Genomic DNA, 13,585 nt, shown 5'->3' with positions numbered 1-13,585 from the left:
ACTACTTCAGGACGGGCACGTCGACCGTCTCGGAGAGCCACTGCTTCTCCAGACCAGCCAGGGTGCCGTCGGACTTCAGCGACTCCAGCGCCTGGTTCACGCAGCCGGTCAGCTCGGAGCCCTTGCCCAGCAGCAGACCGAACTCCTCCTGCGTGCCGGTCGTCGGCTGGAACTGGCCCAGGATCGAGGAGTCCTCGATCTCGGCGGCGGTGATGTAGAACGCCGTCGGCAGGTCGGCGACGATCGCGTCGACCTGGCCGTTGAGCAGCGCCTGCTTCGCGACGTTGGTGTCCTTGAAGACGACCGGGGCCGTCTTCGGCTTGATCTCGTCGCGGATCGCGGTCAGCGACGTCGTACCGGTCTGGGCGCCGAGCTTGAGGTCGGCGAGGTCGGCCAGGGAGCCGGCCTCCACCTTGTCCTTGTTCAGCACGATGACGGCCTGCGCGGCGGAGTAGTAGCCGTCGGAGAAGTCGACGACCTTCTGGCGCTCGGGCGTGATCGAGATCTGGTTGATGTCGAAGTCGAACTTCTTCGGGCCCGGCGCGTAGGAGTTGTTGAACGGCACCTTGGTCCAGACGACGTCGCCCTTCTCGAAGCCGAGCTTGTCGGCGACGGCGTAGGCGACAGCGGACTCGAAGCCCTTGCCGTTGGTCGGGTCATTGTCGGTGAACCACGGCTCGTACGCCGGGGAGTCGGTCCCGATGGTCAGCTTGCCGGCCGTAGTCAGCGGCAGGTCGGCGACGTCGCAGGAGGACGACGAGGAGGTCGCCTTCTTGTCGTTGCCGTCGTCCTTGACGTCACCGCACGCGGTGATGGAGAGGGCGAGCAGGACGGGCAGGGCTACAAGGGCAGGCTTCAGGCGCATGCAGGGATCGTAGGCGCGGCGCGGCCGACGAGCCAATGTAGACCTATCTAGTGGACTTGTCGTAGATCACTCTGCAACCAGTTGCATAGACAATGCAACGAGTTGCACACTCCTGACGTGGCTCTCGAACACGCACTCCTGGTCGCCCTCAGTGAACGTCCTGCTGCAGGGCTCGAGCTGACACGCCGGTTCGACCGCTCGATCGGGTTCTTCTGGAGCGCGACGCACCAGCAGATCTACAAGGTCCTGCGTCGGATGGAGACCGACGGCTGGGTGACGGCCAAGACGGTCCCGCAGACCGGCGGGCCGGACAAGCGCGAGTACACGGTGACTCCCGCGGGCACCCGGGCGCTGGCCGACTGGATATCGACGACCACCCCGCGCGCCGGTTTCCGCAGCGAGATCGCGGTCAAGATGCGGGCGGCGTCGTACGGCGACCGGGAGGCGCTCAACGCCAACCTGCGTGAGCTCGTCGCGGACCACCAGGTCCGGCTCACCCACTACGAGGGGATGGTCGCGCGCGACTACCCCGAACCGACCCGGCTGACCGGGCAGGACCTCGACACCTACCTGGTGCTGCGCGGCGGCATCCTCCAGGAGACCTTCTGGATCGCCTGGCTCAACGAATACCTGGAGGCAACGGCATGACGTACGAGCACCTTCTCTCCCCGCTGCGGATCGGCGACCTGACCCTGCGCAACCGCGCGGTGATGGGCTCGATGCACACCGGACTGGAGGACTTCGTCTGGGACATGCCCAAGCTCGCGGCGTACTACGCGGAGCGGGCGGCCGGCGGCGTCGGCCTGATCATCACCGGCGGGTACGCGCCCAACAAGCGCGGATGGCTCAAGCCGTTCGCCAGCGAGATGACCAACCGGCTGCAGGCGCACCGGCACGTCCAGGTGACCGACGCGGTGCACGAGGCCGGCGGCGCGATCGCGATGCAGATCCTGCACGCCGGCCGCTACTCCTACGTGCCGTGGTCGGTCTCGGCCTCCGCGAAGAAGGCGCCGATCAACCAGTTCAAGCCGAGCGCGCTGTCGACCAAGGGCGTCGACCAGACCGCCTCGGACTTCGCGAAGGCGGCCGGCCTGGCTCAGAAGGCCGGGTACGACGCGGTCGAGATCATGGGGTCCGAGGGCTACCTGATCAACCAGTTCCTGGCCGAGCGCACCAACGAGCGCACCGACGAGTGGGGCGGTACGCCGACGCGGCGGATGCGCTTCCCGGTCGAGATCGTGCGGCGTACGCGGGAGACCGTCGGTGCCGACTTCCCGATCATCTACCGGATCTCGCTGCTCGACCTCGTCGAGGGCGGTCAGACGTGGGACGAGGTCATCGAGCTCGCGCTGCTGCTCGAGGACGCCGGTGCGACCGTGCTCAACACCGGCATCGGCTGGCACGAGGCGCGAGTGCCGACGATCATCACGCAGGTCCCGCGCGGGGCGTGGACCTGGGCGACCGCGCGCCTGAAGAAGGAGGTGGCGATCCCGGTCTGCGCGTCGAACCGGATCAACACCCCCGAGCTCGCCGAGCAGGTGCTGCTCAACGGCGAGGCCGACCTGGTCTCGATGGCGCGGCCGCTGCTCGCCGACCCGGAGTTCATGAACAAGGTAGCCGCCGAGCGGACCGACGAGATCAACACCTGCATCGCCTGCAACCAGGCATGCCTGGACCACGTGTTCCAGAACAAGAAGGCGTCCTGCCTGGTCAACCCGCGGGCCTGCCACGAGACCGAGATCGTGCTGACCCCGACGGTGCGACCGCGCGAGGTCGCCGTCGTCGGCGCCGGCCCGGCGGGCCTGTCCGCCGCGGTCTCGCTCGCGGAGACCGGCAACAAGGTGACGTTGTTCGAGAAGAACCAGCACCTCGGCGGGCAGTTCCGCCTCGCGATGCAGGTGCCCGGCAAGGAGGACTTCGCCGAGACGCTGCGGTACTTCACCCGCCGGCTCGAGGTGCTCGGCGTCGACGTACGGCTGGGGACCGAGGCGTCGGTCGCGGCGCTGTCCGGCTTCGACGAGGTCGTGATCGCGACCGGCGTCGCGCCCCGGGTGCCGGTCATCGCCGGCATCGACCACCCCAAGGCGGTGCTCTACTCCCAGGTGCTCGACGGTTCGGTCGTGCCCGGCAAGAAGGTCGCCGTGATCGGCGCGGGTGGCATCGGCGTGGACGTGTCGGTCTTCCTCACCCACACCGAGGAGACGCTCGAGGAGTGGCTGGAGCACTGGGGCGTCCTGGACCCCGAGGACCCCGAGAGCATGTACAGCCGCGGTGGCCTGACGCTGCCCGAGCCGCGCCGCGCTGCGCGCGAGGTCACGCTCATCCAGCGCAAGACGTCGATGATCGGCAAGGACCTCGGCAAGACGTCCGGGTGGGCGCACCGCTCGGTGCTCAAGCAGTCCGGCGTGACCCAGATCAGCGGCGCGACGTACGACCTGATCGACGACGCGGGTCTGCACCTGACCGTGGACGGCCGGACCCAGGTGCTCGACGTGGACCACGTGGTGATCTGCGCCGGCCAGGAGTCCGTGCGCGACCTGTACGACGAGCTGGTGGCCGCCTTCGATGCTGGTCGAGCCCAGTCGAGACCTCGCATCATCGGCGGCGCCGACGTGGCCGCCGAGCTGGACGCGAAGCGGGCCATCGAGCAGGGCGTCCGGCTCGCCGCTCGTTAGGGACGACGCCTAACGTGGAGGCATGGCCGAGACCCAGCGTGAACCGGTACCCCGCGTCGACACAGGCGAGCTCGACACCGCGCTGGCGTTCCTGGACTTCGCGCGGCACTGCCTGATCAAGAAGCTCGAAGGTCTCGACGAGGAGCAGCTGCGGCGTCGTCTGGTGGACTCGGAGACGAACCTGCTCGGGTTGGTCCAGCACTGCGCCGCCGGGGAACGCTGGTGGTTCGCGCACCACCTCGGTGGCGATCCGTCGTACGCCGAGACGGACTTCACGATGCTGGTCCCGGAGGATCGCACTGCGGAGGAGGTCATCGCCGACTTCCACGCCGCGGTCGCCGAGAGCGACCGACACATCGCGGCGGCAGGTTCACCCGAGGCGCTGACCGCCCTGCATGTCGACGGTCAACCCAAGACGTTGCGCTGGGTGCTGGCGCACACGACCAGCGAGCTCATCCGGCACGTCGGCCATGCCGACATCCTGCGCGAGCAGGTGGACGGCACGACCGGCCGCTGAGCAAGTTGTGTGCCTGAGCGCGTCATCGGTGACGCGCCCAGGCCCACAACTACGCGTGCTCCGTGTCCGGCTCGTGGTCACGGTGCGAGACCGGCTCGACCTGGAACGTCGGGTGGTCGATGCCGAAGTGCTCGTGCACGCACTCGGTGAGGTCGTCCAGGATGCAGCCGACGCCGCGGCCGGCGAGCGCCTCGTCGGTGACCGTCACGTGGGCCGACAGCGCCGGCATGCCCGACGTGATCGTCCAGGCATGCAGGTCGTGGACGTCGACGACGCCGTCGACGCCGCAGAGGTGACGGCGTACGTCCTCGATGTCGAGGCCCGCGGGAGTCGCCTCCAGGAGCACGCCGAGCGCCTCGCGCAGCAGCGCCCACGCACGCGGAAGCACGAGCACCGCGATCACGAGCGAGGCGATCGAGTCGGCCCGGAGGAAGTCGGTGGTCAGCACGAGGATGCCGGCGACGATCGCAGCGACCGATCCGAACGCGTCGCTGAGGACCTCGAGGTAGGCGCCCCGCATGTTGAGCGAGGAGTCCTTGCGCCGGGTCAGCAGCGCGACCGAGACCAGGTTGGCCACCAGGCCGATGACCGCGAAGACCAGCAGCTGGCCGGCGTCGACGTCGACCGGGTCCACCAGTCGACGCGCACCGGCGTACGCGAGGTAGCCGCAGAGCCCGAGCAGCACCAGGGCGTTGAGGACCGCGGCCAGGATCTCCACGCGGTGGTACCCGAAGGTCCGCTGCGGGCTGGCCGGCCGGGCGGCGATCAGCGACGCCGACAATGCGATCACGATGCCGGCGGCGTCGGTGAGCATGTGGCCTGCGTCGGCGAGCAGAGCCAGCGATCCGCTGATCCAGGCGCCGATCGCCTCGACGACGACCACGGTCGAGGTGAGGGCGAGCACGAAGAGCAGACGCTTGCGGTCCTCCGCACGTCCGCTCGCGTGGGAGTGTCCGTGGTCGTGACCGGCACCCATGGGAGCAGCCTAGGCAGCCGAACCCGGCCGGGGCGTCCTGCCACAGTCGGAAAGCGGGAGGATGGCGGGGTGAGCATCGACGTACGACGAGGAGCAGACCGGTTCGTGACCGCGGCCGAGGGTCGGACGACGCGGCACTCCTTCTCGTTCGGGCCTCACTACGATCCGCGCAACCTCGGGTTCGCCGCGATGGTCGCGCACAACGACGAGAACCTCCCGCCCGGCACCGGGTACGCCGACCACCCGCACTCCGACCTGGAGATCGTCACCTGGGTGATCGAGGGCGCGCTCCGGCACCGCGACGACGTAGGGCGCGACGGAGTGCTCGAAGCGGGGTCGGTGCAACGCGTCAGCGCCGGCAGCGGCATCGTCCACTCCGAGGTCACCGAGCCCGGCGTCCGCACGCGGTTCCTGCAGACCTGGCTGCGGCCGGACGACCCCGGTGTCGTGCCGTCGTACGCGCGGGACGTGCTCCCTCTGGCCGGCGGGCTGACCGAGGTGGTCGGCCACGACCGACTGGGAATCGGTGTCGCAGGCGCTCGGCTCTACCTCGCGGACGCCACCGACCGCCTGGCCCTGCCCGAGGCTCCGCAGCTGCACGTCTACGTCGTCGGCGGCGAGATGCGCCTCGGCGATCATGTCCTGCAGGACGGTGACGCTGCCCGGCTCACCGATCAGGGTGGACGGGTGCTGGAGGTCGAACGGCCCGGCTCCGTGGCAGTCTGGGCCTTCGGACGAAACTGACAGCAAGGAGACCTCGGTGAAGCTCCCCTGGAAGCGCGACTCGACCTCGGACCAGGACGTCGACGTCCTGCTGGCCGAGGCGCACGCCGCCACTCCGCCTTCCGGCCCGTTCCGGATGACCGTCGCCGACGTCTTCCGGATCACCGGGCGCGGCACCGTCGCGACCGGGACCGTGGAGTCCGGGTCCGTCGCGGTGAAGCAGGACGTGCGGGTCGTCCGCGACGGCTCGATACTCGGTTCGACCACCGTCACCGGCGTGGAGATGTTCCGCAAGAAGGTCGACGTCGCCAGCGCGGGCGAGAACGTGGGACTGCTCGTGAGCGGTGACGTCGGCGACAGCCTCGCGCCGGGCGACGTGCTGGAGTCCTGACGCGGGTCAGTCCGTCGTCGTGGAAGCGCCGATCCCAGCACGGTCCTCGGCCGGCACGTGCTCCTCGATGAAGCGTCGCGCCATCCGGGTGGACGGGTGCACGAGCACCGCAGCGAGCACGATGATCCCGGCGATCACCAACCAGCCGCCCGCTCCCCAGCTCATCGCCAGGAAGGTGAACACCGCCGGAGCCCAGACCTTCCCGAGGGTCATGCTGAGCTCCGCGGCACCCTGGTAGGCGCCGCGCTGGCGCGGGTCCATCAGCTCAGCCTCCAGGGCCCAGCTCGCTGCCGACAGGTAGAGCTCGGCGCCGGTGACCGTGACGTGGCCGAGCCAGACCAGGGCGATCGTCAGCCAGCCGATCGTGTCGTGAGTGGCCAGGGTGATCAGGCAGGAGACGACGAAGAAGGTCGTCGAGATCCGGACCGCACGCAGCGCGGTCGGAAGGTTCTGCACCCCGCGAGCGGCAGCCATCGGCAGGAAGATGCACATCACCGTGTTGGTACCGAAGAGGAACGCCAGCAGCACCCGCGGCGCATCGGTCTCCTCGACGAGCCACAGCGGGATGACGATGTTCAGCAGGACCTGGTTGGTCCAGAAGACGCCGATGAAGAAGGTGGTCAGCATCCAGCCGGGGTTGCGCAGCGGGCCAGGGCCGGGCACCTTCGCCCGCCGCTCCTCCGGCGTGCGGTCGTCGTGGGAGGCGCGGGGCAGTCGCAGGATCGCGAGACCGTTGACGACGAATGCGGTCGCGGTGAACCAGGGCAGGGCGTGCAGCACGTCGTTGGAGTGGAACGCGAGGGCGATGCCGCCGAGCAGCGAGCCGAGGGTGAAGCCCACGTTCAGCGCCGAGTACATGTACGCGCGGGAGCGGACACGCTCGTCAGCCGGCAGCACGTCCAACGTGTACGCGCCGTGCGAGGCCTGACCGAGCGCTCCCGCGACCTCGACGGCGATCGCCATCACGACGTACCCCTGGAAGCTGTCGATGAACGGCCACACCAGGAACCCGGCCGACTGCGCGAAGGCGCTCATCGCCCAGGTGCGCCGAGGGCCGATCCGGTCGACCAGCCGGCCCATGGGCCACGCGGCGACGAAGGCCGCCAGGCCGGCGAGAGTCAGGCCCAGGCCGACCTGCGCCGCGCTGAGTCCGACGATCTGGGTGAAGAACACCGCCGACCCGGTCATGAAGGTGCCCTCGCCGAGTGCGAACAGCAGCGACTGCACCGAGAGCCGACCAGCGAGGGCCGAGGGCGGTCGGGCGTGACGGAGCAGTGCGGTGAGCATCAGCGCTCACTCTGCCTCGGACGAGCCTCCGGGGCACCTCGATTTACGGGCCGAGGTGGGTCGAGCTCTACTTGGTCGCCTCCACGGCGAGCTGCGCGCCGCCCTCGTGCGTGCGGACGTCGATGCCGTCGAACTCGGGGTGCTTGCTGCGACCGGCCTCGGTCTGGACGACATCGGTGAAGCCGGCCGCCTCGAGCTCCGCCTTGAGCGTCTCGAAGTCGAACAGGTAACCGGTGTGGTGGCCGAACTCGGCGATCGGGATCCGGGTCAGGTCGGTCGGGTGCTCCACGACCAGACCCATCGCGCGGTAGTGCTTGGCCGGCGGGCTGTCCAGGGCGGCGGCGCCGGAGAGGTACAGCTCGACGTGCGCGCGCAGGTCCGGGGTGACCAGCCGGATCACGCCGCCGGGCTGCAGCGCCTTGTACGCCTCCCGGAAGAACGCGCGGTTCATGTCGAGCGTGATGTGCTCGATCACGTTGTCGGAGTAGACGTGCGAGACCTCGCCGGGCCCGAAGGGCCACGGGGCGGTCGCGTCGAGGTAGTTGCGCACGGTCGGGCCGACGTTGGTGACCACCCAACCCTCACGCGGCGTGACGCCTCCGATCTCCAGCTTCACCGGTCGCTCGGCCTTGGCGTAGACCGCTCGGCCGCGCGCTTTGGCGAGTGGAGTGTTCAACGCGAGGACGATGGGCCGGGCGACGGCCTTGACACGAGGATGCACGGGACAAACCCTACTGGGATCGGGGACCAATCGTGCCGAACCGGAGAAACCTGGTCACCCGGTTCGGCACCGCGGGCTAGAACCTGCCGCTCGCGTCCGGCATCAGGTCGTTGCGGAGGAAGAAGCCGTCGCACTGGAGCATCCGACCGGTTCGCGGGTCGGCGAAACCGCCTTCCAGCGCGAAGATCCCGAAGCCCGCGTTCTCCATCCGGGCCACCAGGTCGCCGAACAGCTGCGCGCCGTCGTACAGGGGGACCATCGACAGCTCGAGCTGGACCGCGGCGAACGACGCGAGCAGCTCACCCGCCCCGTCGAGCACCTGGCTCTCGTACCCCTGCGTGTCGATCTTGAGCAAGGTGGTCGCTGCGTCGACCCTCTCGCTCGCGACGATGTCGGCGATCGTGACGAGAGGGACCTTCTCGGCCCGGACGTACTCCGATCCAGGAGCGGCCAGGGAGTGTGCGTCCGTCATGGGCAGCACCGAGGAGGAGTAGGAGTTCGCCGACACGTTGATCTCGATCTCCCCCGGCTCGCTGCCTACCGCGGTGTTCAGGGCGGTCCACCCGGCGTCGCCCGAAGCACGCTTGGCCAGCAGCGGAAAGGCGTCGCTCAACGGCTCGCAAGAGATGATCCGGCCCCGGTACCCACTGGCGCGCAGGGAGGCGCCGTACTGACCGATGTTCCCGCCGATGTCGAGAACCGTGCCGAGCTCGAGCCACTTCATCGCGGTGGCGATCTGCACCGAGAACGGATTCCGCACCAGGTCGAGGTTCCGCTTCTGGAGCGCCGAGTGGAGCATCACCTTCGCCTGATCGACGATGCGACCGGATCGCTTGCCGGGGCTACTCACAGTTGTTCTCCTCGATCGAGCGGAATTCCGAAAACTATCACCGGGCCGACCGCCCGGTTCCGCGCGCGACGCGACCGTGCTCGTCGACCCCGAGGATGGTCATCACGAACTGGTCCGCGGTCGCCATCGGGATGTTCGACTGGTCCGGGGTGGCACTCTCGCCCCGCAAGATCCGGCTGATGCCGGCTCCGATCCCGGCTGCCGAGAACTCGGTGGCCTCGCCCCCGTTGGTAGCGGCCACCTCGCGCGCCCGGACCGTCGACCCGGCAGTCACGACCGGGACGCCGGCGGCGAGAGCCTTGCCCTGGATCCCGCTCGGGCCGTTGTTGGTCATGATCAGCGCGACCGCGTCGACGCTCGCCACGAACCGGTCGAGCTCGTCGTTGGACAGGAACGCGTCGCGCTTCACGATCCGCGCCTTCTGGTCCTCGGGAAGCGCGTCGTACCAGGCGCGGACGACGTCGTCGAAGCCCCCGGCCAGCACCAGGTCCGCGTCGGCGCCGGACGCCAGGATCGCCTCCCAGGTGAGCTGGGGGTTCTTGCGCTCGCCGACGTTTCCGAAGATGCCCACGAGGTGGCGGGCGGACGGAAGCCCGAGGTCCGCTCGCAGCTCCGCTCGGTCCCGGGAGTGGTACGCGTTGATGGCGGGGTCACGGGCTCGCTTGACCAACCACCCGGGGGCGGTGTCCTCGCGTCCGGCGAAGCCGGCGACCCGGTGCAGCGAGCCGCGCGCCATCGCGACCAGCGCGAGGGTGCCCTTCGTGGTGCGCAGCTTCCAGCCGACACGGTCGGTCAGGCGCAGACGTGCCGGGTAGCGGGTGAGCATGAAGACGACGCGTGGCTTCTTCTCCAGCGTACGCAGCGCCTTGGGTGCCAGCAGCCACCACTTCTTGAGGCTCTGGTCCGCGTCCATCAGCACGACGGTCCCGACGTCCTCGCGGCTGCAGACCTCGATGATCGCGTCGACGATCTCGCGGGTCGGCCGGGACGAAGCCGCTGAACCGCTCCTCGGTGCGCAGCTCGCGAGCGCCGAGCTGCTCGCGGTAGTTCTCGGTCTCCCGCGCACCGACGCTGGTGAGCAGAACGGCATCGCCCGACCGCCGCACGACCTCGAGCACGTGCGACACGGCCTCGAAGCGGTGACCGCGGGAGTCGGGCTCGACGATCAGGGTGAGGCTCATCGGACGACCGTCCCGGCACGGCTCTCGACACGGCGACCGAGCTGCTCGTGCAGGTTCTGCGCCCAGATCTTGGGGGTGAGACGACTGGCCAACGCCCGTGACCCGTCCGACATCGACTTGAGCCGCTCGTCGCTCATCGAGCTCATCCGGACCATCGCGGAGACCAGCTCGGCCTTGTCGTCGGCAGCGAACGCCCACCCGTTGAAGCCGTCCTGCAGCAGGTGGGGCACGGCGCCGACGCCGTCGGAGCAGATGATCGGGAGGCCTGCGATCGCGGCCTCGTGGACCACGACGCCGTACCACTCGATGTGGCTGGGCAGGATGAAGCCGGAGCACTCGTGCATCAGGTCGACGAGGTCGGCCGGCTGGACGAACCCGCGCCAGTCGATGCCGTCGCGGTCCTTGAAGTGGTCGCGCTCGGGGCCGTCACCGGCGACGACGAGCTCCCACGGGTCGTCGACGACCGTGCGGTACTCGGCGTACGCCTCGGCGAGCAGGACGGGGGCCTTGTGCCAGATCAGCCGACCGGTGAAGAGGAAGCGCTTGCGGCCGGCGATCTCGGCCTGCTCCCGAGCGCCCCGTTCGAACAGATCGGTGTCGGCGGAGTTGGCGCCGCGGATGATCTGCTTGCCCTCGAATCCGATCCGCCGCGCGAAGAGCTCAGACCGCTCGCCGGGAACCCAGACCGCGTCGAAGAGCGGCTTCACGTAGAACGGGCTGGCGACGACCCCGAGGTACTGCTTCCAGCGGCCGTGCCAGAAGTTGCTGCTGAACATCACCCGCACTGCGCGGTTCCTGAACGCCTTCATCACCGCCCGGTAGCCCTTGCCGTCCCACGACCACATGATGATGACGTCGGGCTCGAAGTCCTCGATCAGCGGAACGAGGACGTCGGGGGGCGGGCTGCCCTGGGTCGACTCCCCGTTGTCGGTGGTGTCGGTGCGATCCCAGACGTGGCGCTGCACCGAGCCGGTGAAGGTCGACTTGTCGAACGCCGCGTACTTCATCGACGACGGGTGCACGAGCAGCAGCTCGTTGCCGAGCGCGGCCAGCTCGCTGAAGCACTTGTCCTGGTACGCCGTCAGGCCGGTCATCAGCACGGCGATGCGCACAGGTCAGTCCTTCGGAGGTCGCGGTGGAGGTCGGGAAACGGTAGCAACCCCGCCTCCTCCGCGACTCACGAACTAAGGGATGAGTACTCCAGGGTTCAGGACACCCGTCGGGTCGATGCGCTCCTTGACGGCGCGCAGCATCTCGACGCCGACCGGGCCGATCTCCTCGGCGAGCCAGGGCTTGTGGTCCTGACCGACCGCGTGGTGGTGGGTGATCGAGGCGCCGTTGTGCACCATCGCGTCCGAGGCGGCCCGCTTCGCGACGTCCCACTGCGGGAGCGGCTGGTCCGAGGCCTTGGTGGCGACGGTGAAGTACAGCGACGCACCGGTCTCGTAGACGTGCGAGATGTGGCAGAGCACCAGGGTCGCCTCGCCGAGCGCGGCGACCAGGGCGTCCTTGACGCTCGTGTAGACGTGGTCGAGGTTCGACCAGAACGTGACGGTCTCCATCGTCTCGACCAGGACCCCGACGTCGAGCAGCGAGTCGCGCAGGTACGGACCGTGGAAGCGACCCTCGGACCAGGCCTGGCCGCTGTCGGGTCCCTGGTGCTCACCACCGAGTCCGGTGAGCAGCGCCGTCACCGCCAGCCTCTTGGCCTCGACGGTCTCGGGTGTGCCCTCGTAGCCGGTGATCATCAGGCAGCCACCCGAGCTTTCACCACCCACCTCGGCGGGCTTGGCCAGGTTGATCGCGGTCTCGTTCTCGTCCGAGAGACGCAGCACGGTCGGGAGCATCCCGGACTGCGCGAGGGTGCGCATCGCGGCCGCGCCCTCGGCGAACGACCCCCAGCGCCACGCCTCGTAGGTCTTCACCTCGGGCAGCGGACGGACCCGCACGCGGACCGCCGTGACCACGCCGAACGCGCCCTCGGAACCCATCACGAGCTCGCGCAGGTCCGGGCCGGCGGCGTTGGCCGGAGAGTTGCCGAGCTCGAGGGTGCCCTGCGGGGTGGCAACCTTGAGGCCGACCACCAACGAGTCGAACCGGCCGTAACCGGCCGAGGACTGGCCCGAGGAGCGGGTGACGGCGAAGCCACCGATCGAGGCGTACTGGAAGGACTGCGGGAAGTGGCCGAGCGTGAGGCCCTCGGCCGCCAGCAGCGCCTCGGCGGCCGGTCCGCGCAGGCCCGGCTCGAGCACCGCGGTCATCGAGGTGCGGTCGACCTCGACCAGCTTGTCGAAGCGCTTCAGGTCGAGGCTGATGACGCCGGCGAAGCCGTCGCGACGAGCCGCGAGACCACCGACGACCGATGTACCGCCACCGAAGGGGACCACAGCAACGTGCTTCGCCACGGCCCAGTCGATGATCGCAACGACCTCGTCGTGGGTGCCGGGCCGTACGACGGCGTCCGGGGAGTCGGTGCCGTCACCGGCGCGCAGCTTGAGCAGGTCGGGCGTGGACTTGCCGCGGGTGCGGTGCAGGCGGGACTCGTGGTCGGTGAGCACGTGCTCGGCCCCGACGATCTCGGCCAGCTCGGCGACCAGGGCGCTGTCGAGCGGGTCGGAGAGCCGGACGTCCTCGGCGGGGACAGCCGGGGTGTCGCTGGTGCCGATGAAGGTGTCGACCAGCGCGAACGCGCTCTCGGCCAGCGGGCCGGCGTGCTCCGGGTCCCCCCAGCGCGACCAGTGCATCTCGGCGGACGTCGGGTCGGAGATCGGGCTCGGGTGAGTGTTCATGTGTTACAGTGTTACACATGTCGTCACAGCGTCACAACCCTGACTCGCCGAAGTCTTCCGAGGACCTCGCACTGGACGCCGCGCGCGCGTCCATCCTGGACGTCGGCTGGAGCCGCACGACGCTGACCGACGTTGCCCGTCGGGCCGGTCTCTCCCGGATGACCCTCTACCGGCGCTGGCCGCAGATGTCCGCGCTCCTCGGCGACCTGATGACCCGCGAGTGGGTCACCCTCGTCGACATCGACGTGAGCACGACAAGTCACCGCGAACGCCTCGTCCGCGGAATCGTCGGTACCGTCCGGGCGCTGCGTGCCAACGAGCTCTTCACCCGGATCGTCGAGCTCGACCCGGAGATGCTCCTGCCCTACCTGCTCGAGCGTCGCGGCCGGTCGCAGGAGCTGGTGCTCGACGTCCTCGCCGCCGAGATCACCTCCGGCCAGGCGGCCGGCGAGATCCGCACAGGCGAACCGCACGTGCTCGCTCGTGCGCTGCTGCTGGCCGCGCACGGCTTCACGCTCTCGACCCAGACCATGGTCGGCGTCGACGCGTCCGACGACGACTTCGCGGCCGAGCTGGCCGCCCTGGTGGAGAGGTACCTGGCCCCGTGAGC

14 protein-coding genes are annotated in these 13,585 nt (G+C 69.3%); 6 read left to right on the top strand and 8 right to left on the bottom strand.

Features of this window, described 5'->3' with window-relative positions; translation table 11 throughout:
• Position 1 precedes the first annotated feature (1 nt).
• Positions 2-865: an ABC transporter substrate-binding protein gene (locus tag ABIE44_RS09885; protein WP_209718779.1), complete on the bottom strand. Its 864-nt coding sequence runs from the start codon at positions 863-865 to the stop codon at positions 2-4.
• Between the two features lie 117 nt (positions 866-982).
• On the opposite strand from ABIE44_RS09885, the gene ABIE44_RS09880 reads away from it, so the two are divergent.
• From ABIE44_RS09880 to ABIE44_RS09870, 3 genes are read left to right on the top strand one after another with little or no spacing between them, the layout of a single operon-like run.
• Entirely contained in the window at positions 983-1,513 is a 531-nt protein-coding gene (locus tag ABIE44_RS09880; protein ID WP_209718782.1) for a PadR family transcriptional regulator, read from the top strand.
• Positions 1,510-3,540 carry an FAD-dependent oxidoreductase gene (locus ABIE44_RS09875; protein ID WP_209718785.1) on the top strand — a complete coding sequence of 677 codons (2,031 nt, stop codon included), beginning with the start codon at positions 1,510-1,512 and terminating at the stop codon, positions 3,538-3,540. Before ABIE44_RS09880 ends, ABIE44_RS09875 begins: the two co-directional genes overlap by 4 nt.
• Positions 3,541-3,562: 22 nt before the next feature.
• A complete protein-coding gene (locus ABIE44_RS09870) occupies positions 3,563-4,057 on the top strand; it encodes a DinB family protein (protein ID WP_209718788.1) in 495 nt (164 codons plus the stop codon).
• A gap of 49 nt (positions 4,058-4,106) precedes the next feature.
• Here ABIE44_RS09870 and ABIE44_RS09865 read toward each other — a convergent pair whose 3' ends face one another.
• Positions 4,107-5,033, bottom strand: a complete 927-nt coding sequence (locus ABIE44_RS09865) for a cation diffusion facilitator family transporter (protein WP_209718791.1) — start codon at positions 5,031-5,033, stop codon at positions 4,107-4,109.
• A gap of 69 nt (positions 5,034-5,102) precedes the next feature.
• Here ABIE44_RS09865 and ABIE44_RS09860 point away from each other — a divergent pair, with 69 nt between their 5' ends.
• Together ABIE44_RS09860 and ABIE44_RS09855 are read left to right on the top strand one after the other, a co-directional pair.
• Complete coding sequence (locus ABIE44_RS09860) at positions 5,103-5,777, top strand: pirin family protein (protein WP_209718794.1); 675 nt, start codon at positions 5,103-5,105, stop codon at positions 5,775-5,777.
• Positions 5,778-5,793: 16 nt separating this feature from the next.
• Positions 5,794-6,147, top strand: coding sequence for an EF-Tu/IF-2/RF-3 family GTPase (locus ABIE44_RS09855; protein ID WP_502912730.1), 354 nt, complete (start codon positions 5,794-5,796; stop codon positions 6,145-6,147).
• Positions 6,148-6,153: 6 nt separating this feature from the next.
• Here ABIE44_RS09855 and ABIE44_RS09850 read toward each other — a convergent pair whose 3' ends face one another.
• The 6 genes from ABIE44_RS09850 to ABIE44_RS09825 form a co-directional block, all read right to left on the bottom strand.
• The gene (locus ABIE44_RS09850) at positions 6,154-7,434 is read right to left on the bottom strand and encodes an MFS transporter (protein ID WP_354437971.1); all 1,281 of its coding nucleotides are present in this window, start codon (positions 7,432-7,434) and stop codon (positions 6,154-6,156) included.
• A 67-nt stretch (positions 7,435-7,501) separates the two neighbouring features.
• Positions 7,502-8,155, bottom strand: coding sequence for a class I SAM-dependent methyltransferase (locus ABIE44_RS09845; RefSeq protein WP_209718799.1), 654 nt, complete (start codon positions 8,153-8,155; stop codon positions 7,502-7,504).
• Positions 8,156-8,231: 76 nt separating this feature from the next.
• Positions 8,232-9,005, bottom strand: a complete 774-nt coding sequence (locus ABIE44_RS09840) for an FkbM family methyltransferase (protein ID WP_209718802.1) — start codon at positions 9,003-9,005, stop codon at positions 8,232-8,234.
• A 37-nt stretch (positions 9,006-9,042) separates the two neighbouring features.
• Positions 9,043-9,918, bottom strand: a complete 876-nt coding sequence (locus ABIE44_RS09835) for a glycosyltransferase family protein (protein ID WP_354437970.1) — start codon at positions 9,916-9,918, stop codon at positions 9,043-9,045.
• Between the two features lie 264 nt (positions 9,919-10,182).
• On the bottom strand, positions 10,183-11,298 hold the full coding sequence (locus tag ABIE44_RS09830; RefSeq protein ID WP_209718808.1) for a glycosyltransferase family 4 protein: 1,116 nt from the start codon (positions 11,296-11,298) through the stop codon (positions 10,183-10,185).
• Between the two features lie 72 nt (positions 11,299-11,370).
• Positions 11,371-12,975 carry an FAD-binding oxidoreductase gene (locus ABIE44_RS09825; RefSeq protein WP_354437969.1) on the bottom strand — a complete coding sequence of 535 codons (1,605 nt, stop codon included), beginning with the start codon at positions 12,973-12,975 and terminating at the stop codon, positions 11,371-11,373.
• Positions 12,976-12,992: 17 nt separating this feature from the next.
• Between ABIE44_RS09825 and ABIE44_RS09820 the strand changes: the two genes are divergently transcribed.
• Entirely contained in the window at positions 12,993-13,583 is a 591-nt protein-coding gene (locus ABIE44_RS09820) for a TetR/AcrR family transcriptional regulator (protein ID WP_209718811.1), read from the top strand.
• The last annotated feature ends 2 nt before the right edge of the window (positions 13,584-13,585 follow it).

This window comes from Marmoricola sp. OAE513 (assembly GCF_040546585.1).
Classification (GTDB): Bacteria; Actinomycetota; Actinomycetes; order Propionibacteriales; family Nocardioidaceae; genus Marmoricola.
The sequence above is the reverse complement of the archived record's forward strand: the minus strand, read 5'-3'. Positions and strand labels throughout refer to the sequence as shown.